This is a genomic window from Neobacillus sp. NRS-1170, assembly GCF_050468025.1.
Map to the genome: position 1 here is coordinate 98429 of NZ_JBITPF010000009.1, position 26163 is coordinate 124591.

The 26163-nt window shown below is 39.1% G+C and carries 27 protein-coding genes; 6 read left to right on the forward strand and 21 right to left on the reverse strand.

The features are described from left to right. Window positions 1-9: 9 nt before the first annotated feature. The 6 genes from ACIFOT_RS02860 to ACIFOT_RS02885 form a co-directional block, all read right to left on the reverse strand. Entirely contained in the window at window positions 10-675 is a 666-nt protein-coding gene (locus ACIFOT_RS02860) for a 3-oxoacid CoA-transferase subunit B (protein ID WP_430061455.1), read from the reverse strand. Then, entirely contained in the window at window positions 660-1352 is a 693-nt protein-coding gene (locus ACIFOT_RS02865) for a CoA transferase subunit A (RefSeq protein WP_430061457.1), read from the reverse strand. The genes ACIFOT_RS02860 and ACIFOT_RS02865 overlap by 16 nt, the downstream gene beginning before the upstream one ends. Window positions 1353-1370: 18 nt before the next feature. After that, entirely contained in the window at window positions 1371-2708 is a 1338-nt protein-coding gene (locus tag ACIFOT_RS02870; RefSeq protein ID WP_430061458.1) for an aspartate aminotransferase family protein, read from the reverse strand. A 141-nt stretch (window positions 2709-2849) separates the two neighbouring features. Next, window positions 2850-7019, reverse strand: a complete 4170-nt coding sequence (locus tag ACIFOT_RS02875; RefSeq protein WP_430061460.1) for a tetratricopeptide repeat protein — start codon at window positions 7017-7019, stop codon at window positions 2850-2852. 108 nt (window positions 7020-7127) lie between these two features. Beyond that, a complete protein-coding gene (locus ACIFOT_RS02880; protein ID WP_430061462.1) occupies window positions 7128-8594 on the reverse strand; it encodes an NAD(P)/FAD-dependent oxidoreductase in 1467 nt (488 codons plus the stop codon). 182 nt (window positions 8595-8776) lie between these two features. After that, window positions 8777-8938, reverse strand: coding sequence for a YjcZ family sporulation protein (locus ACIFOT_RS02885; protein WP_430061463.1), 162 nt, complete (start codon window positions 8936-8938; stop codon window positions 8777-8779). A gap of 128 nt (window positions 8939-9066) precedes the next feature. Between ACIFOT_RS02885 and ACIFOT_RS02890 the strand changes: the two genes are divergently transcribed. Beyond that, a complete protein-coding gene (locus ACIFOT_RS02890; protein ID WP_430061465.1) occupies window positions 9067-9663 on the forward strand; it encodes a DUF502 domain-containing protein in 597 nt (198 codons plus the stop codon). Between the two features lie 25 nt (window positions 9664-9688). On the opposite strand, the gene msrB is transcribed toward ACIFOT_RS02890, so the two are convergent. The 3 genes from msrB to rsgA all read right to left on the reverse strand — a co-directional run bounded on the left by msrB (window position 9689) and on the right by rsgA (window position 11855). Continuing rightward, window positions 9689-10129: a peptide-methionine (R)-S-oxide reductase MsrB gene (gene msrB / locus ACIFOT_RS02895; RefSeq protein WP_430061467.1), complete on the reverse strand. Its 441-nt coding sequence runs from the start codon at window positions 10127-10129 to the stop codon at window positions 9689-9691. Beyond that, complete coding sequence (gene msrA / locus ACIFOT_RS02900) at window positions 10119-10664, reverse strand: peptide-methionine (S)-S-oxide reductase MsrA (RefSeq protein ID WP_430061469.1); 546 nt, start codon at window positions 10662-10664, stop codon at window positions 10119-10121. The genes msrB and msrA overlap by 11 nt, the downstream gene beginning before the upstream one ends. Before the next feature lie 123 nt (window positions 10665-10787). After that, window positions 10788-11855 (reverse strand): ribosome small subunit-dependent GTPase A, encoded by a 1068-nt coding sequence (rsgA, locus tag ACIFOT_RS02905; RefSeq protein WP_430061471.1) that lies wholly within the window; start codon window positions 11853-11855, stop codon window positions 10788-10790. 333 nt (window positions 11856-12188) lie between these two features. Between rsgA and ACIFOT_RS02910 the strand changes: the two genes are divergently transcribed. After that, complete coding sequence (locus ACIFOT_RS02910) at window positions 12189-12935, forward strand: DUF4397 domain-containing protein (RefSeq protein ID WP_430061473.1); 747 nt, start codon at window positions 12189-12191, stop codon at window positions 12933-12935. Between the two features lie 30 nt (window positions 12936-12965). On the opposite strand, the gene ACIFOT_RS02915 is transcribed toward ACIFOT_RS02910, so the two are convergent. From ACIFOT_RS02915 to ACIFOT_RS02940, 6 genes are all read right to left on the reverse strand, one after another. Next, window positions 12966-13544, reverse strand: a complete 579-nt coding sequence (locus ACIFOT_RS02915) for a YpmS family protein (protein ID WP_430061474.1) — start codon at window positions 13542-13544, stop codon at window positions 12966-12968. Between the two features lie 5 nt (window positions 13545-13549). After that, entirely contained in the window at window positions 13550-14374 is an 825-nt protein-coding gene (locus ACIFOT_RS02920; RefSeq protein ID WP_430061476.1) for an SGNH/GDSL hydrolase family protein, read from the reverse strand. Between the two features lie 109 nt (window positions 14375-14483). Continuing rightward, window positions 14484-15062, reverse strand: coding sequence for an SCO family protein (locus ACIFOT_RS02925; RefSeq protein WP_430061478.1), 579 nt, complete (start codon window positions 15060-15062; stop codon window positions 14484-14486). Window positions 15063-15141: 79 nt separating this feature from the next. Further along, the gene (locus ACIFOT_RS02930) at window positions 15142-16299 is read right to left on the reverse strand and encodes a Ger(x)C family spore germination protein (protein WP_430061480.1); all 1158 of its coding nucleotides are present in this window, start codon (window positions 16297-16299) and stop codon (window positions 15142-15144) included. Continuing rightward, on the reverse strand, window positions 16283-17404 hold the full coding sequence (locus ACIFOT_RS02935) for a GerAB/ArcD/ProY family transporter (protein WP_430061482.1): 1122 nt from the start codon (window positions 17402-17404) through the stop codon (window positions 16283-16285). The genes ACIFOT_RS02930 and ACIFOT_RS02935 overlap by 17 nt, the downstream gene beginning before the upstream one ends. A gap of 11 nt (window positions 17405-17415) precedes the next feature. Next, on the reverse strand, window positions 17416-18933 hold the full coding sequence (locus tag ACIFOT_RS02940) for a spore germination protein (protein WP_430061484.1): 1518 nt from the start codon (window positions 18931-18933) through the stop codon (window positions 17416-17418). Between the two features lie 189 nt (window positions 18934-19122). Between ACIFOT_RS02940 and ACIFOT_RS02945 the strand changes: the two genes are divergently transcribed. Then, window positions 19123-20013 carry an MBL fold metallo-hydrolase gene (locus ACIFOT_RS02945; protein WP_430061486.1) on the forward strand — a complete coding sequence of 297 codons (891 nt, stop codon included), beginning with the start codon at window positions 19123-19125 and terminating at the stop codon, window positions 20011-20013. A 32-nt stretch (window positions 20014-20045) separates the two neighbouring features. On the opposite strand, the gene ACIFOT_RS02950 is transcribed toward ACIFOT_RS02945, so the two are convergent. Both ACIFOT_RS02950 and ACIFOT_RS02955 read right to left on the reverse strand, forming a co-directional pair. Beyond that, window positions 20046-20888 (reverse strand): DegV family protein, encoded by an 843-nt coding sequence (locus tag ACIFOT_RS02950; RefSeq protein ID WP_430061487.1) that lies wholly within the window; start codon window positions 20886-20888, stop codon window positions 20046-20048. Window positions 20889-21401: 513 nt separating this feature from the next. After that, window positions 21402-21653: a DUF2535 family protein gene (locus ACIFOT_RS02955; protein WP_430061586.1), complete on the reverse strand. Its 252-nt coding sequence runs from the start codon at window positions 21651-21653 to the stop codon at window positions 21402-21404. A 191-nt stretch (window positions 21654-21844) separates the two neighbouring features. Between ACIFOT_RS02955 and ACIFOT_RS02960 the strand changes: the two genes are divergently transcribed. Further along, complete coding sequence (locus tag ACIFOT_RS02960) at window positions 21845-21970, forward strand: hypothetical protein (protein WP_430061489.1); 126 nt, start codon at window positions 21845-21847, stop codon at window positions 21968-21970. A 656-nt stretch (window positions 21971-22626) separates the two neighbouring features. Next, window positions 22627-22974 (forward strand): helix-turn-helix domain-containing protein, encoded by a 348-nt coding sequence (locus ACIFOT_RS02965; RefSeq protein ID WP_430061491.1) that lies wholly within the window; start codon window positions 22627-22629, stop codon window positions 22972-22974. A 55-nt stretch (window positions 22975-23029) separates the two neighbouring features. Here ACIFOT_RS02965 and tatC read toward each other — a convergent pair whose 3' ends face one another. Both tatC and tatA read right to left on the reverse strand, forming a co-directional pair. Then, window positions 23030-23761 carry a twin-arginine translocase subunit TatC gene (gene tatC, locus ACIFOT_RS02970; RefSeq protein WP_430061493.1) on the reverse strand — a complete coding sequence of 244 codons (732 nt, stop codon included), beginning with the start codon at window positions 23759-23761 and terminating at the stop codon, window positions 23030-23032. 82 nt (window positions 23762-23843) lie between these two features. Then, window positions 23844-24038 (reverse strand): twin-arginine translocase TatA/TatE family subunit, encoded by a 195-nt coding sequence (gene tatA, locus ACIFOT_RS02975; protein ID WP_191271979.1) that lies wholly within the window; start codon window positions 24036-24038, stop codon window positions 23844-23846. A 313-nt stretch (window positions 24039-24351) separates the two neighbouring features. Here tatA and ACIFOT_RS02980 point away from each other — a divergent pair, with 313 nt between their 5' ends. Then, window positions 24352-24591 carry a hypothetical protein gene (locus ACIFOT_RS02980; protein ID WP_430061588.1) on the forward strand — a complete coding sequence of 80 codons (240 nt, stop codon included), beginning with the start codon at window positions 24352-24354 and terminating at the stop codon, window positions 24589-24591. Between the two features lie 49 nt (window positions 24592-24640). On the opposite strand, the gene ACIFOT_RS02985 is transcribed toward ACIFOT_RS02980, so the two are convergent. Continuing rightward, the gene (locus ACIFOT_RS02985; protein WP_430061495.1) at window positions 24641-25129 is read right to left on the reverse strand and encodes a dihydrofolate reductase; all 489 of its coding nucleotides are present in this window, start codon (window positions 25127-25129) and stop codon (window positions 24641-24643) included. Between the two features lie 33 nt (window positions 25130-25162). After that, window positions 25163-26107, reverse strand: coding sequence for a thymidylate synthase (locus ACIFOT_RS02990; protein WP_430061497.1), 945 nt, complete (start codon window positions 26105-26107; stop codon window positions 25163-25165). Between the last annotated feature and the right edge of the window lie 56 nt (window positions 26108-26163).

A 26163-nucleotide genomic window follows, 5' to 3' on the forward strand; every position in this document is an offset into this window, starting at 1 on the left:
CAGATTTTGCTAGTATGGTATTCTACGAATATTTTCACTTTTATTAAATTCACTGCCCGTCTTAGTGACGACATTTTCTAAACTATATGGCGCAAATAATTCGGTCAGAAGCAGTCCATCTTCTGTTACTTTGAATACGGCCATTTCCGTTATAATCAGATCGACACACTTGGATGAGGTTAACGGTAAAGAACAGGCTGGAACAATTTTGGGATTGCCATTCTTATCACAATGATTCATGACTACAATGACTTTTTTCGCTTTTTGGGCAAGTTCCATCGCACCTCCCATTCCTGGAACCTTTTTTCCTGGTACAATCCAATTCGCTAAGTCGCCATTCTGACTAACTTGAAGGGAACCTAAAATGGTAATATCGACTTTTCCTCTACGGATCATCCCAAATGCAATGGCACTATCTGTGTAGGAACCTCCACAGGTGAGGGTGACAGGAAATCCTCCAGCATTGCATAAATTTTCATCCTCTTCACCCTTGGTCGGACTTGGTCCCATGCCGGTTATGCCATTTTCAGCATGAAACATCACCTTTGTTTCTTCAGATAAATGGTTAGGGACAAGAGAGGGGATGCCGATCCCGAGATTCACGACCATTCCATTTTGAATTTCCTCGGCTGCCCTTCTAGCCATTTGATTCCGAATATCTACTCCCATGCCCATTTCCAATTCACCCCCTTCGAAGGTATGACATAATTGACGAACACTCCTGGGGTAATGATTTCATCCGGGGCCAGACTTCCCATTGGAACAATTTCTTCCACTTCCGCAATCGTAATGTCCCCAGCCATTGCTACGAGTGGATTAGTGTTGCGGGCACTTTTGTCATAAATCAAATTCCCGTACTCATCGGCCTTTTTCGCAAACACGATTGAAACCTCTGCAGTTAAGGCGGTTTCCACAAGATAGTTCTTTCCATTTAGTGTAAAAAGAGGTTTATTCTTTGCCACAATCTCATTATCCATGCCAATATCGGAAAGGATTGCCGGCAGACCAACTCCCCCGGCACGAATTCTCTCAGCCAAGATCCCTTGTGGTGAAAACTCAACCACAAGCTTTCCCTCGTGCATTTGCTGGCCGGCAAAGGGGTTAGAGCCGATATGGGAGGCAATTACTTTATTGGCCCGCTCCGCTTTGACCAATTTACCGATTCCTATGGTTGGAAAACCAGTATCGTTTCCAATTAAGGTAAGGTTTGTAACACCTTTTTCCAGAATTCCATCAATTAAGGTCGGCGGCGATCCAACCCCGCCAAAACCTCCAAACATCAATGACATACCATCATGGAATAATTCCATGACATTCTCAAGCGTCGTAATTTTGCCGAAGGGATTTTCCATTTACACATCACCTGCCATTTATGGATTCATTTGGTTTGAAAAAGCTTCAAATGTTTCTTTTAATAGTGCAGCAAGTTCCTCGATTTCCCTTTTTGAGATTGTTAAAGGCGGGGAGACGATGATAGCGTCACCGTTTACACCGTCGATTCCCGCACCTGCTGGATAAATGAGCAGCCCTTTTTCTTTGGCGAGGGACACGATTTTCTGTGTGACTTGCGCACTTCTTGGGAAAGGAGTTTTGGCACCGACTTCTTCGACAAATTCTATACCTTGCAGCAATCCTTTACCTCGAATGTCACCAATAAACGAAAATTGGCCTTTTAATTTTTCGAGCTGATTTTTTAAATAAGTACTCTTACAATCTACCTCTTTTAAAATTTCGCTTTTCTCTAAATATTCCAAAACAGCTAAGGAGACAGCGCATGTTTGGGGGTTAGCGCTTAATGTATGGCCGCTCATCACGGATTTAGAGCCTGCCAATATTGGCTCCATTACCTTTTCGCTTGCAACGGCGGCAGCTATTGCTGCGTATCCCGCCCCCATTCCTTTTCCTAAGGCGACTATATCCGGCGTAACTCCCCATTGCTCGCAGGCAAGCATTGTCCCGGTTCGTCCAAACCCAGTCATCACTTCATCAGCAATAAAGAGAATGTCATGGGCTTCACATATTTCTTTAATCTGTTTGAAATAATCCTTTGGCGGCGCGATGGCTCCTCCTGCAGCACCAATCACAGGTTCAGCGATGAAAGCAGCTATTTTGTCCGCACCAATTCGTGTAATGGCGGTTTCTAGTTCTCGGGCGCATAAATAATTACAGGATGGTGCCTCTAGGCTGTAGGGGCATCGGTAACAATAAGGAGGGTTGATGACGGGAAATTCTTCTAAGAGGGGGACAAATCTTGCTCTTCTTCCTGTATGCCCCGACATCGAAAGGGCTCCAAGTGTGATTCCATGGTAACTGACCCAGCGGGATAATATTTTGGTTTTGGTTTGAATTCCTTTTTCCTGCCAATATTGGATGGCCATTTTCATGGCTGTCTCGGTTGCTTCTGAGCCGCTGTTGACAAAAAAGCTCCAATTAAGCCCTTCAGGTGTTAGCTCAGCAATTTTCTCAGCAAGCTTTTCGGCCGCTTCACTGGTAAATTGCGAGCGATAGACAAAGGAAACTTTATTGGCCTGCTCATTCATCGCGTCAATAATTTCTCTTACACCGTGGCCAATATTAGCTGTAACAGCACCAGACGAAGCATCCAAATATTTTTTTCCTTCTTTATCAAATAAATAGACCCCTTTGCCATAATCAATCACTGGGTATGTTTCATCAAGCATTGGTTTAATTAAAAAAGAACGCTCCATGGGGCGGACACCACTTTCTTCTTAAAATAAGTCAGGCCTCATAGAAATTGTATGAAACATCTATTTGTTTCTTTCATCTTATTTTTAATCGTTATGGAGAATAAAAAAACAGACACCTATGGGTGCCTGTTTAGGTAACGATCATCCTATTTTTAAGTTAACCAAATCCTCATCCTGTTCTGCTAACTGACGGAAATAGTCTGTCTCTTCATTTTCGATTACAAAGTCTAGGACTTGCTGTGCTTCAGAGGTACGGTTGAGTAACGCTAAATAACAAGCCTTGTTGTAATGAGCAAGTAAGTTTTCATCTTCCATTTCCAAAACCCGATTAATCATTTCTAATGCTTTTTCATTTTCATTTAAATAACTCAAAGTAACACTTAGCTGCAATTTAATGGAGGGGTCGAAGGGATGAATTTCCATTCCTTTTTCCAGCAAATCCTTAGCTTCAGCATATTTGCCTTGTTTATTTAACCATCGGCCTAAATGGGAATGGGCATGATTTTCAAATGGATTTTCAGCAATTACCTGTTTCATTCTTTTTTCAGCCTCTGCTAAGTCTCCTTGTTCACCAATAATATAGGCGGCAACCGATTGAAGATGGGAATTTTCAGAATCCTCCTGTAAACATTTTTCAAACAACGGCCATGCAGCTTGATAGTCCTTGGAATCCAAATAGATCATGCCTAATTGATAGGCAATCCTATCATCCCATGCAGCGGATATTGCCTTCAGCAACACCTTAATTGCGTCATCCATTAAATCAAAATCCTCATAAAACTTAGCAAACCGGCTTACAAGATTCAGATTGTCAGGATTCAATTTTATAGCCGTTTCGTACAACCCAATTGCTGTTCCAAAAATTTTCATTTGTTTAAATCGATTTTTCAACTTTCGGACAAACCGAGTAAATACATTCCCTTCATCCTCTTCCAACCAGTCAATTCCCCTGAAATGTTCCTCTACAGCTTCAGCAGCCAGTTGGAACATAGAACCCTTTTCTTCGCTCGTTCCGTTGAAATGATGAAGGAATTCCTCAAGGGCCGTCCATCGATTAGAAGCTGCGGTAAATTGGATAAGCGTCTTAAATAAATCTTCATCCTCGTAATACTTATTTAAAAGTTGTTTCAGTCGTAAAGATACCTTTTCCCACTTTTTCAGTTTAATAAACAGCTTGGCTTGGTGGTGAAGCAGTTCTGGCTGTTCAGGTTCTATGTCCAATGCAGCCATTAAAGTACTCACTTCCGCTTCTATATTTCCAAGCGCTCCGTGTGTATAGGCAAGCATGTCGAGTCTCCAGGCCTCCGGGGACGAGCCTTGCAAATTTTCTAGCTTGTTTAATAAATTATGCAATCCTTTCTCATCCAAAATTGAGGTCAAGTATTCCACATTTACATTTATCGGGGCAATTTCCAGGAGACGAAGTAAATAGTCCACCTCTTCTTCCGGCTTTTCCTGGTATAATGCTATTTCCGCAAGCTTTAGATAGGCATGAACGACTTTTGCATCCAGCTCTAAACACTTTTTATAGGCATCCTCTGCTAAATCAAGCTGATTCAGGTTAAAGTAAACCGCACCTAGACGGTAATAAGGAAAGGAATCTACTCTAACTTTTAAAGCGGATTTGTAGGTAGCAATCGCTTGAGCATATTGCTGTTTTTCTTCATATAAAGTCCCTTGAAAACATTTATATTCAATAATATTAGGATGTTGGGCTGATTTTTCACCGAGGAATTCAATCGCCCGGTCGACAAGGGTTGTTTCTTCCACCAAACCCACATAGATTTCTAATGCATCATACAGGTTAGAGTGTATAAATTCCATTCCCTTTTCAAAAAGACTTAACCCATCCTCTAATAATGGAAGGATTTCCTCCTCTTTTGCCCAGTCAGCAAATATCCTGCCACAGTTAATTAAAAATTCACTGTCATTTTCGAAACGTCCTGCATTCTTTTTTAAATATTGAACAGCTTCTTCTTTTTGGTCGTCATTAGCCATCGATTCTGCCATTCCAAAATAGGCAAATCGCTCATCAGGAAATAAACTTATACAAGTTTGATAGATATTAATAGCTTTTGACCATTCTTCTTGGTCCTTATATAAATCCCCAAGCCGGACATATATTTGAGAGGATTTTGCCAAATGTATGCCAGATAACAGTATTTCCTCCGCTTTTTCCCACTGATCAAATTCCAACTCTAACAGGTCTGCGGCAGCAAGATAGGCAAACGGGGTTTCATTGTCTAATTTCATAGACACTAAGTATCCTCTTAATGCTTTCCGGAGTTTACCTAATTTTTGATCCAGATGTGCTCTCTCATACCATGCATGGGCATCCTTGGGCTCCTCTTTGATGAGCGCATTATATAGCTTCCGGGCATTTTCATACTCGTTCTTTTCCCTTAAGACTGCTGCATGGTTCATTCGGATAAATCGGTCGTCAGGAGCAAGCATCATACTAATCTTTGAAAAAAACTCTGCTTGCACGATATCCTTTTGATATAGATAGGAAAGTGCTAAATAGCTCCAAATATAATATTGATCAGGATCAAGCTGGAGCGAGCTCCTGAAGAAATGGGCTGCTTCTTCAGGTTTGTCAAAATAGAGTGAAATTCTGCCTTTTAAAAAATGATATAAGGTACTAAATGTTTTCCGGGTCGTCTTGGCCAGCTGATCCTCAGAAAGTTCCATTTTTGACAATCTTAAGTAGGCCTGTGCAACATGGAGGTTGAAGAAATCACTATTTGGATATTCAAGTAAAAGCTTCTCTGCACATGCAATGATAAAATCTCCATATTCATCAAAGGAAAAATGCTTTACAACATAAATGGGAGTGTACGGAATTTCAATGTTTTCTTGCAAGAATTGAAAAAAGGATTCCTTGTATCTACTTTCGTCCTCTTCCATTTTTTCACCGAAATCATGAAGTGTCCGAAAATAGGTGTCCTCTTCATGGGAAAGGAAGACTATCTCCTCAGCTCTTTCATTAGGCACCGCAACAATTGACATATAATTGGTTGCGCGATTGGCTTTTTGAAGCTCTTCGCTCGAAACATACATCCCTTCTAGCATGTTTGGATCCTGGATATGGTAAAAGTCAAACCGGCTGTCATAGCCCGTCATTACTTGTACATGGGATGAATGTTCAAAATCAACACTCAACAGGATTGGTATGCCCTGCTTTAATAACTGCTCATAGCGCTCCTTGTTACCAATAAAGTATCGGCAGGAAAACCCAAGTTCTTCAAGATAGGCAACAGTGGTCGATAGTCTAGAGCCCGTAAAATCAAAAATGTGGCTGGCAATTTCATCCTGCGTTTTATTCATCCCGTAATAATTAAGGATCATTTCTAAACTGGCCGGGACGCAATAATTGCTCTTTTGAACGATGGGTCTTATCTTTAGCTTGATTAACTCTCCAGCTTCTTTTTTCCGAATAAAAAGTGAAGATGTTAAGCTTTCCTCTTTAATAAAGTCTTCCAGGCGAGTGAAATCCTCAAGTTGATAGAAAGCATTCCCTGTCAAATGGCGGAAATACTTTTGATAGACATGCAGAGGAATGCGTTCGTTCAATTGCTTAATTACTTCTAGCATTTCACAGGGCTTTCCAAGGTCGCGGTAGCGTTTTACTTTTTCCACAAGGAAGGTAAGCGTTTCTGGATACAGTGCTTCCCCTTCCTCTATAAGTTTTAATGCCTCCATGGGGCGGCCGTTGGCAGCATATAAATCGGATAATAGTAAGTAACAGTAACGGCCACGCTCTGGATCCTTTAAACCCATTTTCAGGAATTCCTCTGCCTTTTCTCGATTCCCCATTTGCAAGTGAATATACCCAAGCTTATCCTCAATAGGCCTGGAAGATTCTTGGAGTTTTTCAAGTAACGGATCAATCTCCATGAAGCGTTTCATTTCTAGTAAACAACGAATCTTGGAAAAATACGCGCTTTCCAGGCTTTCACTTTTGCTAATATCTTCCTTACTTTCAGTTATGACATGTGTAATAATTTCTTCTGCCTCCAGGGGTCTCCCGCCATCCAATAATTCCTCACAATACCAGGAGGCCGTTAACAGATTCTGAAAGCGCCGGTAGGCAAAACGGACGATAAAGGCACTATAGTTATACATTAAAAAATGGTCAGTACACTTAAGTATTATTTTAAAATCCTCTGCGGACTCTATTTTTTCAAATTCCTTTTTCAAATCAGTGTATCGTAAAGATTTCAAACGAGAAATTTCGCCATTTAATACCTCAAGGGCCTGATAGAATTGTTCCTGTTCATAAAGGGCTTTAAGTTGAGTAATAATCGTCATTTTACACCTCTGCATTCGAAACCTTTTCTTTTAGTCTAGCATATTAAAAAATGCTCGATATTCCTAGAGAATTCCAGAAAAAAATAAAAAACCCGCTACATAGCGGGCTTAAGCCATTACTGTTTCTTTCTTTTGTTCTGTTGCTGTTTTTTCGATAATGTCTCTTGCAATCCAGACGCCGCAGGCGCTTGCCTGGGCAAGACCCCTCGTAATACCGGCACCATCTCCGCCAACATACAGGCCGCTGATTTCTGTTTCAAATCGGTCATTTAATTTTGGTCTGGCGGAATAGAATTTTGCTTCCACACCATAAAACAAGGTATGTTCAGATGCAAGACCAGGTGTTACTTGATTCAATGCCTCTGTCATTTCAATTAAGCTTTTTAATGTGTTATATGGAAGGACTAGTCCAAGGTCACCAGGTACCGCTTCTTTTAATGTTGGTTCTAAGAATCCCTCTTTAATCCGTTTCTCCGTTGATCTTCTGCCCTTTAAGATATCGCCATATTTTTGGACGATTAGTCCGCCATTCGAAAGGCTGTTTGCTAAGCGGGAAATTTCATGCGCATATTCATTCGGCTTATCAAACGGATCGGAAAACGTGTGCGAGACAAGCAGGGCAAAGTTCGTATTCGGGCTGCCTAGCTTTGGATTCTTGTAGGCATGACCATTTGCCAGCATGATGCCGGAATGGTTTTCAACCACGACATGGCCTGATGGGTTGCTGCAAAAAGTACGCACCCTGGTTCCAACAGATGTATTAAAAACAAATTTTCCTTCATATAAATGCTCATTGATTTCCTGCATGACAATATTGGAAGTTTCCACGCGGACACCAATATCCACTTGGTTGCTAATCATTTTTAATCTGCGGGTTTTCAACATATCGGTAAGCCATTTAGAACCGTCTCTTCCTGGCGTGATAATCACTTTATCAGCGTAAATATTTTGTTCGCTTTTTAGCTTAATTCCCCTAACCACATGACCCTCAGGAGTTTTTTCTGTAAGTAAATCTTCTACTTCTGTTTTAAATTGCATCTCAATCTTATCTTTTAAATATTCAAAAATACTTTTCAAGATTTCGAGGTTTTGTTCTGTACCCAAATGGCGAACCTGGGCACGCAACAGCTTAAGTCCTGCAGCAAAGCCGCGGCGTTCGATATCCTTTACTTCTTCAGTTAAAGGGTCTGTTATGCTTTGGGTAGCCCCGTGCTGTAAATTGATTTCGTCTACATAGCGAATTAGCTCCACTACTTGAGAGTCAGACAAATAGTCCGTCATCCAGCCGCCAAATTCACTTGTGATATTAAACTTCCCGTCCGAGTATGCACCGGCGCCACCAAACCCATTCGTAATCGAACAGGCAGGCAAACATCCAGCAAAATCCTTCTTCCCAGCGGCCGGTGGACACTTTTCAATTTTCTTTTGTAAAATTGGGCAATTACGTCGATAAATATCATGTCCTTTATCAACTAATAAAACCTTTGCGTTCGGCATTTTTAGTGTAAGTTCATAGCAGGCGAAGATTCCTGCAGGTCCGGCACCCACTACAATCACATCATATCTCGTATTCATTGTCCAATTACCTCCAAAGTCGTTTTACTCAACATTGGTAAATATATCATGCATTTTTCCCACCGTCAACATTAAATACGAACTATTTTTTATATTATGTATATATTGTTCGTGTTTTAGTTATTAATCTGAATGTTAGAACAAAACTAAGGCTGACTTTTCTGAGTCAGCCTTTTTCCATTTTAATAAGCCCAGCTTGCGCCGATGATGATTAACAAGATAAATAGAACAACGATTAAGGCAAAGCCTCCAAACCCGCATCCTGCTCCAAATCCTACTCCTCCAAAACCTACTCCGGGATAACCGCAGCAGCCATCATAACCAAATCCATGACCATAATGCATATAAGAATCACTCCTTGAGAAATTGTTCTAAATTATTCTTTCCTCTGCTACTTTATGAACTAGGTACTTGACCTGTCTGTGCATTCGCCTATATTATGAAAGACAATGAAAATAAAGCAGGTGAATTGATGAAATCGATATTGAAAAATTTTATTAATGGCATATTAACGATTGTGCCGATCATTCTTGTGATCTATGTGATTTATAAAACCTTTATGTTTTTAGATAGTCTGCTTGGAAATACGCTTAAGCCTTATTTTAAAGATGATTACATACCTGGAATCGGCTTACTGACTACTATCGTATTAATAACTCTTTTAGGCTGGTTATCTACGAAATATTTAACTGGTAAGATTATTAAACTAATTGATAAGCTTCTCGAAAAAATCCCCGTTGTCAAAACAATTTATTCCGTGATTAAAGACACCGTCCAATCGTTTCTAGGTGATAAGAAATCTTTTTCCAAGGTTGCCCTTGTCACGCTTCCTGGAACGGAAATGAAAAGCATTGGTTTTATTACATCTGATCAGTTGGAAACCTTCCATGACCCGCTTAAAGACCATGTAGCGGTTTATATTCCCCAAACCTTCCAAGTTGCCGGGTTTACATTTTTAATTCCAAAGGAGCAGGTTGAAGTGATTGATGTGAAGGCGGAGGATGCGATGAAATTTGTCCTCTCTGGCGGGATGACCTCATCAAGTAAGCAAAATGGAAAAAATGCATAAAAAAAAAGCCGCTCCTCGCGGCTTTTTATTTTGCTTCAAATAGTTTTGAATATTCCGGGTAGCCTTCTTCTGCTAATCTTTCTTTCGGAATAAATTTAAGGGCAGCGGAATTAATGCAGTACCGTAATCCTGTTGGATTTGGACCATCATTAAACACATGGCCTAAATGGGAATCTGCCGATTTGCTCCTCACTTCGGTGCGAATCATAAAATGGCTGAAATCCTGCTTTTCGGTCACTTCATCCTCATGTAACGGCTTGGTAAAGCTCGGCCAGCCGCAGCCGGCATCGAACTTTTCGAGAGAGCTGAACAGCGGCTTTCCGGAAACAATATCGACATAAATGCCTTCCCTTGTTTCATTCCAATATTCATTGCGAAAGGGAGGCTCTGTCCCATTATTTTGTGTCACCTCAAACTGCATCGGTGTTAAATCTTTTTTCAACTGATTCAAATCTTTATTTTTCATTCGTGTTTCCTCCCCAGTGACTTTGAATATATCCGGCACGTCCTGAGCCAATTTGATACCGTTCGTAATCGGCTGGATTTTTCTTATAATATTGCTGGTGATACTCTTCGGCCGGATAAAAGGTTTGTGCCGGCAGAATTGGTGTCACAATCGGTTTGTTAAAGCGGCCGCTTGCCTGCAATTCTTGTTTGGATTCTTCCGCCAGTCTCTTTTGCTGCTCATCATGGTAGAAAATCGCTGTCTGATACGATTGACCGCGATCGTAGAATTGACCGCCTGGATCAGTTGGGTCAATTTGCTGCCAAAACAGCTCAAGCAATTTTTCGTATGGAAAAACCTCAGGATCAAAGGTTATTTGAACCGCTTCATAATGCCCGGTTGTATCACTGCACACCTGCTGGTATGTCGGATTTGCCACAGTTCCCCCTGTATACCCGGAAATCACACTTCTAATGCCCGGCTGTTCATCGAACGGTTTCACCATACACCAAAAACAGCCGCCAGCAAATGTAGCTAGTTGGTTTGTCCTTTCCATGTTCCCACCCCTTCGTTTACTTTGATTAAAAGTATACAAAATCTAAATCCAAAAATAAAATTCCCTGACTGAAATATAAAAAAGTACCGGATCAGTCATGTTGCTGATCCGGTATAAAGTCTCTTAATATTTACTTCGCTGCTTTATTTGCTTATTAATATTCTTCCATTGCTTTCTGACTTCCGCTTGTGCCCGCTTATCTGATTTTCGTTCAATAAACGCAAGCTCTTTTTGCAGCTTATTGTAACTCGACAGGCGTTCGGAAGAAAGTGTTCCTTCATGAATGGCCTGCACAACAGCACAGCCAGGCTCATCTTTATGCTGACAATCACGAAATTTACATAAATCTGCTAATTCTTCAATATCCGAAAAGGTCTCTGAAAGGCCATCTGCACTTTCCCAAAGCTGCAGCTCCCTCATTCCCGGAGTATCAATTAACACACTGCCATTTGGCAATAACACCAGTTCTCTGTGTGTCGTCGTATGACGCCCTTTATCATCGCCCGAACGAATTTCTTGAACCAGCTGCTTATCTTCACCGAGCAATCGATTCGTTAAAGTTGATTTTCCGACACCTGAGGAGCCGAGCAAGGCGATCGTTTTTCCAGGCTGCAAAAAAGGTTCAAGCTTTTCTAACCCTTCATTTGCCTCGGCACTAATAGGTATCACCGGAACCCCGCCGAAGGCAATCGCTTCGACCTCCGCCGCCTTCTCGGTTACATTGGTGCAAAGGTCGGCTTTGCTTAAAACGATAACCGGGTTTGCCCCGCTTTCCCATGTTAATAAGAGGTACCGTTCTATTCTACGTAAATTTAAATCCTCGTTTAAGGAATTAACAAGAAAAACCGTATCCACATTGGCAGCCACTATTTGTTCCTCCGCCGTATCTCCTGCCGATTTTCGTGAAAATTTACTATTTCGCGGCATAATTGCCAGGATCGTTCCTTTACCTTCCGCAACTCTTGGTTTCAAGCTGACCCAATCGCCAACAGCAGGAAAGTCCTCTCTCAACTGAGCATTAAAACTGAATTTCCCGGATACCTCACATAATAATTCTCCCTGCTCAGTCCATACTCTGTACATTCGTTTATGCTCCAGCGCCACTCGGCCAAGGAGACATTCGTCATTTGTTTTTAATAGTTCAAAATTATTTTTAATCGTTTCGGTTAAACCAATTGTTTCTAAATTCATCTTTATTCCTCCAGCGAATATTTTTCCAAAACAAAAAACCATAGGCACACACAGCCCATGGCTTTATTCGCATACGAAAATAAAGACAAAAATACCTAAACGGATTGGTTTTGGGCTGTGCAAACAATATTCAAATCACGGAATACATTCTTCACTTCAATTAACATTGCACATCACCCACTTTCAAGCATATTTGATATAAGTATATGTTTAAATTATCCATTTGTCTATAAAAAATGCAAAAAATCCATTTTGCGGAATTTGATGATAGGCACCTGACTAGGAAAGTTTGAATAAATTAAGATGTAATTAACTAGCTGGGAGCTGAATCGAATGTCTGAAGAACGAACACACATCGATTACCTTCAAAAGGCCGCGATGTATGATATGCTGGCGCAGTTTTATAAATACACTGCCCCAAACCTTCATATTCATTACTATTTAAAACATGTGAAATACATGAACAAAGCCTTGTACATCATGAGGAATCATTCTCAGGAAGAAGCTATGGTCCGTTTCGTTCACACCTCCTATGATTCCCCTGAAGTTGATATTTATATTAATGGACAACGGGCAGTCCGAGAGCTTGGATTTAAAAGTGCAAGTAACGCGCATTCCTTAAAAGCTGGCAAATACCATATAGATATTTATCCCGCCGGAAATTTAGTGGACAGCATCCTAAATAAAACAATTACGGTCGAGCCGGGTAAATCCTATACCCTACCTGCCATTGACTCGGTCAAAAAAATGCGTCTTCTTATGTTTGAAAATCATCCTGAAGTACCAGCAAATGAAGCGAAGGTCCGCTTTATCCACTTATCACAGGATACCAAGGGACTTGATATTGCTGTCAAGGATCGGGATGTGATTTTCCCGAATATATCTTATAAGCAGGCAACGGAGTATTTAGGGCTAACACCTATGACGGTAGATCTGGAGGTGCGAGAAGCAGGCAGCAGGATGGTGCTTTTACCAATGCCTAAGGTCCAGTTTAAAGTAAATGAAAGCTACACAATTGTTTTTGTTGGCGGATTAAAGGAAGAACCCGAACTACAATTTATCACTTTAAAAGATGAATGAACACAAAATAAGGTGCCTCTAACAAGGCACCTATTTCACGGGAACTAATATCGTAAAGGCGATATCATCCTTTTTTAAATTAAATTTTTTCACTTTAATTTTGAGGTCACTCTTAAGCTTCAAATTTTGCATGTTCACATACACTTTTTTTTCATTCGGGCGAATGTCTACTCCCATAGGAATCTTATAGTTTTCACGAATAAAGTTCAGCACATATGAAATTGGGAGATTTAATCGTCCGATGGACATCGTCTTTTGTTTTAAGACTAAATCCCCATTTTTAAGCGCCTTCGGTTCAAAAGTTAATTTCAAATTAATTTCTTCACTAAAAAATGGCAGAATTCCGTATAACTCCACTTCATCACCCAACACAACCCGATAATCAATCGACGAATCGGCAGCTTCCTCCTGCAAATAATGATTGATCAGCCGATTTAAATCGTTTTTATTTGAGTTGACCTGGAAGGAAACATAATCTCCACTTGGGCCTTTTAATTTTCCGTTTTCTTTATCATCTGGCGGAATCATGATCAGCGACAGCACGATAATACCGCACAGAAGGTTAATTCCTAACAAGAGGAGAAAACCTATTTTCCATTTATTTTTCATAAAATCTAATTCTCCTCTGTACTAACCATATAGGGCTTCTTTTCAAGATCAGGGATTACCTGTTCACCGAAGGTATCATTCAACCTTTCGGCAATCAATTCATAGCCTTTGTCATTTGGATGAAAATTATCAGTATACAATAAATTTTCATCCGCATTTAAAAACACATCTTCAATAGGGACAAAATAGGCATTGGGGTAATTGGCAATCACGGTTCTTCCAGCATTATTCCAATCAGATACAATCGTATCCATTTCTTCAATATCTGGAAACCATTTTGAGAAAGGATTATATAATCCGACTAACACAATTGAGGCATTTGGATTTTCATGGACAATGGTTTCAAAAATTTGAGTTAAATGCTTCCTATAAGTCTCTTTTTCCTTATCAAAAACAGAAAGCTGCAGGTTGGATAGATTGTCCCTAACCACTTTCATAATATCGTTTCCGCCAATCGTAATGACCACCACATCTGCCTTTTGCAGGACAGACTTCATTTCTTGTGATTGGAGCCTTTTTAACAATTGGGTAGTCCGATTGCCTTTGACACCATAATTATAGAAATCCACTTGTTGGATTCCTTTATCTTTTTCCAGCAAGGTGTCTAAATAAGGCAGGTAACCACCTTGATTGGTACTATCACCGACACCTTGAGTTAATGAATCTCCAGCTGACAATACCGTTAATTTCCGTGGTAAAAAATCAGCGGGAACCGGCTCAAAAACTTGCGCCGCCGTTTGCTTTGCCGGATTTAGAGTCAACTGATTAGACCCAGAACAAGAAGATAAAAATAAGGCCGAGAGAATTAGAGGGGTGAAAAACTTTTTCATCTTTATTCACCTTCCTTCTAAATTATTGTTATTATAACACGATGAGAAAAATTCAAAACAAATATGCCTAATTTCCTTTTAAAGCAAAAAAATAGACCTCCTTAGAGATCTATTGCAATGTTTTGATATTATCGATGATTTCATCATACGGAACATCCTTAAAACCAGAATACGATTTTTTGATTTTTCCATCCGGGCCCACTAAGTAAAAATACGTTTGATGGATAACTTGGTCCCCTTCAACTGGTTTTTTTACCAATGTCTTAAAGGTATTCATGGCATATTTTTCAATATACTGTTGAGAATAACCCGTTAAGAGTGTCCAGTTATGAAGGTCCGCTCCATATTGTTTTGCATAATTTCCAAGCTTTTCAGGTGTATCCACCGTTGGGTCTACACTAAAAGAAACAAACTCGACATTTTTTAAGCCTTCGTCCTTAACCATTTTTTGCAGCTTGGTCATATTTGCTGTCATTGGCGGGCAAACATCGGCACAATTTGTAAACACAAAATCCGCAACCCAGATCTTCCCTTTTAAATCCTTCAAACCAAATGACTTATTGTTATTGCTGGTAGCAGAAAAATCTTTTACTGGCCAATTAACAGCACCCTCTATTTCTTTTTTTCCACATGCTGAAAGTAAAAGCATTAACATAAGTAGTACGACAAATGATAATCGGAGCTTCATATTTTCACCTACAACCTTTTCTTTTCCATTACGTGAATAGTTTAACAAAGATTAGAAAAAGAAGAAAGAAAAAGGCGCATTAATCAATAACTCCTGTTTTAACAATCCTATTTTTCACATGGACCTCAAAGTTTGCTCGCTTATATATTTCTCTCCATTCCTTTTTGGTCAGATTTTTCCCGCGTAAATGTGCTTTATATTCATTTCCAATTCCCACTGGATCCACGCCTAGTTTTTGAAAGTACTTCATTAATCCTTTGATGTCTTTCTCCATCACCTGATTTAGTTTTTTTTCAATAAACTTAACAGAGGCAGGATTCGAATAGTCCAATGCTTCCGTGGATTCCAATAAGCGGGAATCCAGCTTTACCTCTAATTTAAATTTTAGATTTTTCTTGTCAATTAGTTTGAGCTTAGCATGACTGTTTATATTATCAATGTCAATAAACAATTTGCTGTACACATCTCGAATCGAATGCTCTCCTTTTTTCATTCGAATCTTTTCAAAATCAGAACGTTTAAAACCAAGTTCATGGGTCCCTGCGTTATACTTATCAGATAAAATTTTTAAATAAAAGTGCTTTTTTGGGCCAAGCTCGGCAACATATCGGTCATCCTTAAAAAGGGCTAAAGCTTTAATGATTACATCTCGATTTTGTACCTTTAAAACAGGCAGCACCGGGTCTTTCCCGATATCATAATAATTATGATTGAATTCCTGGAGGGTGGGAGAAAGTATTTGCTCACTTTCAACATTTTGTTTGATTAAATTGTATAGGTAAGTTCCAAGGCTGATTTTAGAGTTTGTTTTGTCCACGTCCAAAATATCTTTAGCCGAGCCGTCTGCAATTGTTAGATATACCATATTTCCAACAGTGGAATCACGATTGAGTGCATCAACCAGCTGGATGACTCCTTTTTCTGCCAATTCCTTGCTATAAATTACACAGCGCATCTGTCCAGTGACTAGCTTTTGATTGGATTGCAGATTCTGACCTTGTCTTAAACCCTTACTCGTATTCGCTGTTGTGGTAATCATTTTTGTAATGTTTTGTGCCACTGGATCAAACTGATGAACGACTATTGTTCCTCTAATCACATTTTTCTTTTCTAAATCATAGCCTACGGCTGTTACAAGACCCAATTTTTCAAGCTGTTTTGGCTCGACACAGCCGGAAACAATAACTACACATAAAATCAAGACTGTGAAGAAAATTCGTTTACGAACCTTGAGCATTGGCTGCCTTCCTCCTCATAAACCTTTTCTTCATAAATACCATGGCAGACAGCATCACAGGATAACAAAATGCCAGGACAAATCCCATTTTTGCGACATAATCTGTTACAGTATTCATTTGAATCCTAGTATGTACGAAAAAAGCCAGAGCCCAACCTAGAATCCCAATGATCCAAATTCCATGTTTCTGCTTCATGTTGATGACCCTGCTAAATCCCTTTGATGCCGCCCAGAGATATGCACTCATATTGGGTAAAATAATTAACATCCAAAAGGAAACGGCAATAAATTCAAATCTCTCCAAATTAGGAAGGCGTACAATTTTAAACATCGATAAAACAGGCCAAATGGTACGAGCCAAACTATCTTCGGCAAAGAACATAATGGAAACAAGTGTGACAACGCTAAAAAGGATCGTTGTATATAAATTTCCTATTTGTGCATACAGCAGAGAATTTTTTTTATCCTTAATAAAGGGATAGAAAAACATTAATAATTCAAATCCCATCATGGATAGGCAGGAACCGTACATCCCTTTTACAAGGTGCTTGAAATCAACATTTAAAATGGGAAATAAGTGGGTCGTATCAGCATATTTCATTGGTACAATGAGAACGGTGGCAAGCCACAATGTACCTAAAACAGCCAGGAAAGCTAATCCGACAACAATTCTAACTCCCCCTTGAACGGCATAAACAGACAAAGCAATTAGGACCAGGGAGAGCTGCCATGTCGGTAAATTTGGAAAGATCCAAACCTGGACAATCTCGATATAATTCATAAAAATAGTAAAAAAGCAGGCCGCTAAGTAGATCATATAAATGATGTTCAAAATATTGCCCAACCATTTTCCAAACATATCAACTTGAATTCCATACAAATCTGCACTGTCATATTGTTTAAGCATTAAGAACATGGCCCAAATGACAATACCCGTAATCACCCCCGCAAGAAAGACAGAGATCCAGGCATCATGTTTGGAATCTAAATAAACAATTCGTGGAAGTCCAACAATTCCCACCCCTGTTTGCACTTTATGAATAAAAAACACAAGGAGAAAGGCGTTAAATAAAAGCCCTGCTCGTGGATGTAAATTCACCTTCATTTCTACCGCTCCTATTCATCTACATCCTTCTTTTGTTTTGCCTTTTTGAGTGGATACCGATCATTGTCAATCGGCTGATTTGTTACAGGCCTTTTAGAAAGATACTCAAGGGGATACCTGAACATACTGTATCCTAAATCCGAAAGTCTCAGTGGATAGGCTGGAGATAAATAAGGCCGGCCCAACGAATCTAGTCTTAATAGATGAATCAGGAAAAAACAAAAGGCAACCATTATACCAATCCCACCCCAAAAGCCGGCTAAAATAATAATCGGAAACCGGATGATCCGGATGGCCGTACCCATTAAATAACTCGGTGTTGTAAACGACCCAAGGGCACTAAGGGCAATAATAATAATTAAAATATTACTCGTAAATCCCGCATCCACTGCTGCCTGCCCGATGACGATACCACCAACGATACCCATCGTCTGCCCCACTTTAGTAGGCAGTCTTGCACCCGCTTCTCTTAACATCTCGATAATAAATTCCAGCAGCAATGCCTCAAATACAGGAGGGAAAGGGACATTGGACCTTGATTGCCCTAAAGAAACAAGCAATGGGGAAGGAATGACTTCATAATGGTACGTTAATACGGATACATATGCTGGGGTCAAAAGCACGGATAAAAAAATAGCTGTTAGACGGAGCATCCGTAAGAAAAAAGCCATATTCCAACGCATATATATATCTTCGGTTGATTCAAAAAAGGTAAAAAAAGGAGTTGGCCCATAAAGAGCTGCAGGACTGCGATCCATTAGCACTGCAACCTTACCACTTAATAAGGCAATAGAAATTCTGTCCGGCAGTTCCGTTGTCATTAACTGCGGAAATACAGACCAGCTATTGTTTTCAATCAATTGTCCAAGTACTGTGGTATCAGGAATATAGTCAACCTTCAAATTTGAAATTCTCTGCCTAAAGGTTTCTACATTGTTTGGATCAGCGATATCTTTAATATAGACAATCTTAATTCTTGCTTTTACCCTTGTATTAACTTCAACATCCTCAAAGCATAATTGCCCATCCTTAACATTACTCCGCAAAATATTCACATTAATCGGAAGAGACTCAGTAAACGATATTTTTGGTCCGTAAACGAGCGCTTCTGTTTCTGCCTTTTCCAGAGACCTTTCAGCTGTCTTGCTTACATTTGCCAGCAGTCCGCAAGGTTCACCATCAACATAGATGTAGGCACTTCCTTCGATTATAGACTCGACAATTTCTTGAAGCTGATTGGAAGCAGATATTTGAGCAATCGGAAGAATTTGGGCAACCTCTTCAACCGTCATATTCTTTGAAAAGTTGGTTTGCAAGGTTTGAAGGATAAATTCATCAAGGCTGGATTTATCAATTAAACTACTTAAAAAGCTTGTTAAAATCTTTTTCCCATCTTTTTTAATGGTTCGAAAGCTGACATCTGAGCAGGATGCAAGTGCCTCTTCTAATTGTTTTTTAAGTTCATCGACATTTAAACTATGCGATTTATGTTCCTCTGCCTGCTTTTTTTCTGATCTCCACTTGAACATATTCAACACCTTTAATCCGTCTGTTTTTTTTATTTTTACCAAAAAACCAAATTATACCCAAAAGAAAACCGGGCATACATTTCATGAGTTAGAAAGGTTTCTTTCATAAAATGGATATGGTATGATGAATGAGTATTCATTCATATTTTTTGGAAAATTGGAACCTTTTAACTAATAGAGGTGTTTATCATGAAGCGTTTTGGACCAATCATGGTTTTAGAAGGCCCAAATAACAGTAAGGTCCCTTATTCCCGAAGCTTATTCATCAATGATTCCGAAAAGCTTTTGGTCGATACCGGAGCAGACCCGAACCTATTAAAAGAGATTTATGAGGATTACGGACTTGACTTAATCATCAATACACATTACCATCCTGATCACACTCGCTTTAACTACTTTTTTACGGACATCACAAAATGGATAAACCCCATTGAATTTGAAACGTCACAGTCTATTGAAAGGGTGGCTAAGGCGAATGGCGTTTATCAGGAATGGGGCCCGATTGGTGTAGAGAAATGGAAAAAAAACCTCCCGCAGGAATGGGTGAAAAACCTTGGAGAAATATCGGGGATCTATGATTATGAAGTGGAATATCGCTTTGGAAAAGTAAAGGTACATTTTCTTCATACACCTGGTCATACAAGCGGGCTGTCATGCCCTTACTTCCCGGAACAAGGCGTTGTATTTGCTGGTGATTACGATATGACCTCTTTTGGTCCATGGTATAACGGTACTGATGGGGATATTGAGGATTTTATCACTTCAGGTAAACGTCTGCTGTCCCTTGATGCAGAAACCTATATTACCGGCCACCAAAAAGGGATTTTTTCAAAGCAGGATTTTCAGAAGGCGATGGATAAATTCCTTGGAATCATTGACAGGCGCGATCAAACTATTGAGAAATATGTCCGTGAAGGACTTTCGTTTGAAGAACTCACAAGCATAGGAATTTTCTACCCGAAAAAAAGTTTGGAAAATACCATTCTTAAAACATGGGAACGGAGCGGTATCCGCAAACATCTGGACAGATTAGGCTTGTCGGTACCCGAAGCTGGCAAAGAAGCAGTAAAGACAAAATAAGGATGGCGCCCTTTGATGGCACCATCCTTTTATTAATCGACGTAATACATTAAGGCTAAAGCACCTGGTCCAGTATGGGTACTGACAATTGGACCAGTGTAATCAATTTCGATGTCTTGTAGGCCGGTTAATTCCATAATACTTTCTTTTATTTTTACCGCCAGTTCATGTGCTTCGGCATGAGCAATTCCGACGCCGCGAATCGTCTTCCCTTTTACATCCTCAGCAAACTGCTTGACCATAAATTTGACAACCTGGGAATGACTGCGCACCTTCGTAACGGGTGTATATTCCGCACCCTCAAGTGAAGCAATCGGCTTGATATTTAAGAGAGAGCCGATAAAGGCCTTGCCTTTTCCAATCCGCCCGCCTTTAACCAAATTCTCTAACGTATCCACCATAATATATAATTTCGTATGGTCGCGAATCGATTCTAAACGGTCAAGGATTTCCTCCATGCTTTTCCCCTGCTTTGCCATTTCGGCTGCTTCCTTAACTTGAAAGGCAAGGGCCTTGGAAATAAATTTTGAATCGACTACGGTCACTTTTGACTCTGACATTTGGGCCGCACTTTCTGCTGAGCGAACCGTACCGCTCATTTTTCCGGTCATATGGATAGACAGGATTTCATAGCCTTCTTGGCCAAGGCGATCGTAAACTTCTAGAAAAGAACCCGCTGAAGGCTGGGAGCTTTTCGGCAATTCATTTGCAGCGCTCATATTTTCAATAAATTCAGCCGGATCTAAATCCACCCGGTCCAAATAGGTTTCTCCATTTATCGTTATCGATAACGGCACGATTACAACCCCCAATTGTTCAGCCGTTTCTTTGGAAATGTCTAGCGTTGAATCGGTTACAATTTTAATTTTGCTCATTTGTTCACTTCCCTAATGTTACTGCTTTGTATTATACAGGTTTAGGGGATTGATTGGAACAAAATCACGGGTTTTCGTTATTCATTTTGTTAAAAGAGGGCTATGAAACCCCGGCATTTGGAATAAACAACTCTTAATTTCGTCTCTCCATTTTTTTATGAACTTTTGGGCATTAGGAGCCGCTCTTAATTCCCTTCTCTTCATCTTTTACAGACTATTGGGTATTAGGAACCTCTCTTAATTACCGTCTCTTCATTTTTTACAGGCTTTCGGGCATTAGGAACGTCTCTTATTTACCGTTTCTTCATTTTTTACAGGCTTTCGGGCATTAGGGACGTCTCCTATTTACCGTTTCTTCATTTTTTATGAACTCGAGGGCATTAGGACCCGCTCTTAATTACCATCTTATAATTTTTGGAGGCTAACAGGCATTATGCCAAGCTCATAATGGACATTTATCATTAATATAGCCAATAACAAAAAGAACACCGGTTTCCCGGTGCTCCCCTTACATTAAGCATTATTCTTTAATTCTGCCACTTTAAATAATTGTTCATAATCCGGCCATTTCATGACCTTCTTCAAGTAGTCTTTAAAGGAGTAGCATTTTTTAGGGCTTGGCTCCTTGTAGATTGACGTAATATACGTCTGTAAACGGACTTGGATCATAAATTTATAAGTGCTATCTTCCCCCAATACAGGAATTTCGACGACTTTAACCTTCTGTCCAATATCATTTTTGAACTCTAGGCTTTTGAATAACAAAATATCAATCCTCTTTTTCACCCGTTTGATTATATTATACATCTTTTACTTCCCGAAATGTGTCTAAATATGCTTGGGTGAAAAAATATTTTGTGAACATTTTAATTGGAATTTGATTTAATTAAGAATAATGGAGGGGTGTTTTTACGGTGACGGTCTGCATCTAGGAGGTTGGCTTTGGTGAGGTCGTGATGGCAGTAGGAACAGAGCAATGTTCCGGTGTCACAGCTGCTGAAGGAGGGTTTATGGCAATGGAGGCAGTTTTTTTATACATTTCAATAGCTCCGTATCAATTGCTAGATAGTAAACTAAAATAATCATTTTATGAATTTTATTTCCATAAAAGAAGAGAATCCAAGTTAGTCCTGAAGTAAAAATGAAATATAATGGTATCTCATGGATTTTGGATTGGTAAAAGATATTTTTTGGAAAATGTAAAAATAGACCTTGATTTTTACCATTATTTATGAAGTTCCACCGAAAAAGTTAAATCATTTTTTTCAAAAGCAGCGATTGTTCCTAATGGGAAATTAATGAAATCCTTGGATTTCCCTTCAAAAAGTGGGCCAGCAGCATTTGATACCCTTAAAATAAACTGATTATATAAATAATCATCTCCAGATATCTTTCGAGTTCTTACTGAGTAATTAAAATCCAGGTTTGCATCATTGTTTACCTTTAAAATGGACTAGGATTATTTACTTGTAAAAATTGTTTTGATTCTTACTCCCCCTTTTAATTTTTCTTTAATCATTTTTGTTCTTATTAAAGAACAAACCTACAAAATATTATCTCCTACTATAAAAATATTTGTAAAATGGCAATTTCCCTTAATTTCAAAGGTTTTTTACGATTTTTCTCTTGTTTTCTCTGATTTTCTAATTGAAATTGTATTTTATAAAGAATATACTGTTCTTTATAATGTACTTACATCAAGATTAAAATTGGATTAAAATTAAAGGGGTTTGGGATTATGATCGGGATTAAGATTAAGGAGATGAGGCAGGAAAAGGGTTATTCTATTAGTGAGCTGGCGAATATAGCAGATGTTTCAAAATCGTATTTAAGTCATATCGAACGAGGATTACAATCCAATCCTTCGCTCCAATTCTTATACAAGGTCGCTAAAGCCTTGGGGACAAATCTTGAATATTTATTGGAGAAGGAACAAACAGAAAATGATGCCCCCATTGAATTAGATGATGAATGGGTCGTGCTAATAAGAGGGGCTGTGGAGGATGGACTAAAGAAAGAAGACTTCCGGGAATATCTTAACTATATAAAATTTCAAGCCTGGATGAAGGAACAAATGAGTAAGTAATAGAACGTGAAAAAAGACCTTAAGAGCGGTAATCCACCCCTTAAGGTCTTTTTATTTATGCTTCCACTAATTCTTCTTCCTGTAGCTTTTTCAACCGTTTCCGGTATACAAACTTTGATAAGTTAATACTGACCTCATAAAGCAATAAAAGCGGCAGTGTTACGACAAAGTCAGACATAAAGTCAGGCGGTGTGATCACAACCGCAATAATAATTAAAACGAAATACGCGTACTTTCGGATTTTTGCTAGCACAAACGGATTGATGATTCCTAATGAAGTTAAAAACATAACCACCACTGGGAGCTCAAACAAAACTCCAAAAGGAAGAGTCATATTCATAATAAAACTAAAATAACGTTCCGCAGTGAAATTCGTGACAAACATGCCCTGTCCCATATTCACGAGGAAATCTAAAACCATCGGGTAGATGACAAAATAGCCAAAGGCCAGTCCGCTAATAAATAAGAAAAATAATGCCGGGACGTAAGATAATGTAATTCTTTGTTCATTCGGTCTTAGCGCTGGCTTTACAAATAACCAAATTTGTAATGCTAAAACAGGAATCGTCGCAGCCACGGCCACAACAGTTGCGAGCATAAAGTAAATCCACATAATGTCACTTGGTCCAAGAACCTGCAGTTTTTGATCTCCGACAAACCATTTATAGATATCATCAACGTAAATAAAGGCACCGATAAAAAAAACAGCAAAGGATATCACCGTTATGATAATCCTTTTACGCAATTCCTCTAAATGGTCTACTAAGTGTAATTCTTTATCTTCCATGTACTTCCCCTGCCAATTTTAAAGGTAAATATGATTTAATAAATATCGAGAAGAAAAAGGTGCAAGACACATATCTTACACCTTATTTAGTCAACTTTTCTTTTTCATCCTTAATATCTTCCATTACATCTTCTGTTAATTCACGTGTTGATTTTTTAAATTCTTTAAGAGTTTGTCCAAAAGCACGACCAATCTCTGGAAGTTTCTTTGGTCCGAAAATAATCAGTGCTAACACTAAAATTAAAATTAGTCCTGGAACGCCGATATTCGAAAACATGGATCTACATCCCCTTTAACTTTTGTAATTTCTACTACGATTATAGTATTGAAAAATCGATTTGGGTAAATTTTATGCAATATTTCATATTAAATTCACAAAATCTACAAAAAAAATATATTTGTGATAATTACCAATTGCTAAGTATAAAAAGCTCTCCTTAGACAATTTAACAATAACCAGTTTTATAGTCAATGGCAATTTATTTAATAGAATTTTTATAATATTTTGACAACTATTTTTTTTTTGCATATAATTTGAACATCAGGAACATATACTAATGGAAATTTGAAAGGGAATGGATGTGAAATGGTTGGAATTTTCACTTTGTAGTTTTGACGGAGCCCTGCCAGTGGAAGTGACCATTGATGATGACAATGGTAGATACACCATTCGTAAAAGCGATCGGAGTGGAGAATATTTTAATAGCCCAAAAGAATTAATCGCCTGGGTCAAAGCACATTTCCGTGAAGAAGAATTTTGCCATCCACATGAATTTAGAGGCATGCTTGCAAAACTGACAGAGTATGAAGTAAATGGATCCTATTTTTAAAATAAAGGTTAAGAAAAGCACCAGCGATGAGCTGATGCTTATTTTTATGTTACTCTTTTCGGTCATAAATCCGAAATTCATAATCGTAGGGATTTTTTTCATCCTTTATTCCTTTTTCACAAGAAATTTGTTCCCACTGTTTAGGATCAAATTCAGGGAAAAAGGTATCACCGGCAAATTTTTCGTGAATATGGGTGATGTATAGGCGGTCTGCATATGGGAATGTTTCTTTAAATATTTCCGCCCCGCCAATAACAAAAATTTCATCGCTTTGCTCGCGGCAGTATTTAACAAAGTCTTCGATTGAATAAAAAACGGTACAACCTTCGGATTCGTAACCTTTTTGACGGGTAATGATGATATTCTCCCGGCCCGGCAGTACCCTGCCAATGGATTCGTGCGTTTTCCTGCCCATAGCAATCGGATGCCCCATTGTAACCCGTTTAAAAAACTTTAAATCCTCTGGCAGGTGCCAAGGCAATTGATTTTCTTTGCCGATTACTCTATTTTCGTCCATGGCGACAATAAATGAAATCAAACGCTGTCCCCTCCTTTGTTATAGAAATTCATGTTAAACAGCTACCTCTGCTTTAATATGTGGATGCGGGTTATAACCAGTGATTTCAAAATCTTCAAGCTTATAATCAAAAATCGATGAAGGTCTAGTTTGTATCTTTAGTTGTGGCAAGGATCGCACTTCACGGGATAATTGTAATCTCGCCTGTTCAATATGATTAAGATACAAATGAACATCCCCGCCAGTAAAAATCAATTCCCCCACTTCGAGGTCACATTGCTGGGCTACCATATGTGTTAACAGTGCGTAACTTGCAATGTTGAAGGGAAGACCTAAGAAGGTATCGACCGATCTTTGCTGCCACATACACGATAGCTTGCCATCTGCAACATAAAATTGAAAGGCATAATGACAAGGTGGCAGTTTCATTTCATCCACTTCACCAACATTCCAGGCATTGACAAGCAGTCGTCTAGAATTTGGGTTTTGTTTAATCTCGTTAACGACCTGTTCAATTTGATCGACAAACTCTCCGTTTTTCTTTTCCCATTTTCGCCATTGGGATCCGTATACCGGGCCAAGTTTTCCATATTTTTCGGAAAACTGATCATCCTCTATGATTCGTTTCTTAAAATTTTCCATCTCTTGATCATACAGTTTTTTAAATTCCTCATCTACTTGACTTCTGATTCCAAAGTCAGTCATATCAGGTCCTTGGTATTCATCGCTTTCAACCCATTTCTTAAACGGCCATTCATTCCAAATATTATTGTTATGTTCAAGTAAATAACGAATGTTCGTGTCCCCTTTTAAAAACCATAATAGTTCACTTGCTACCAATCGAAAAGGCACACGTTTCGTTGTTAAGAGCGGGAATCCTTTGCTTAAATCAAATCGGATTTGCCGGCCAAATACAGACAAAGTACCAGTTCCTGTGCGATCCCCTTTTTGCACACCATTTTCTAGTAAATCTTCCAGTAACTCTAAATAATCTCTCATTTATAATTTCCCCTCTGTATGTATTCTTCTTTTTTACAACGAGTTTAAATTTCTTT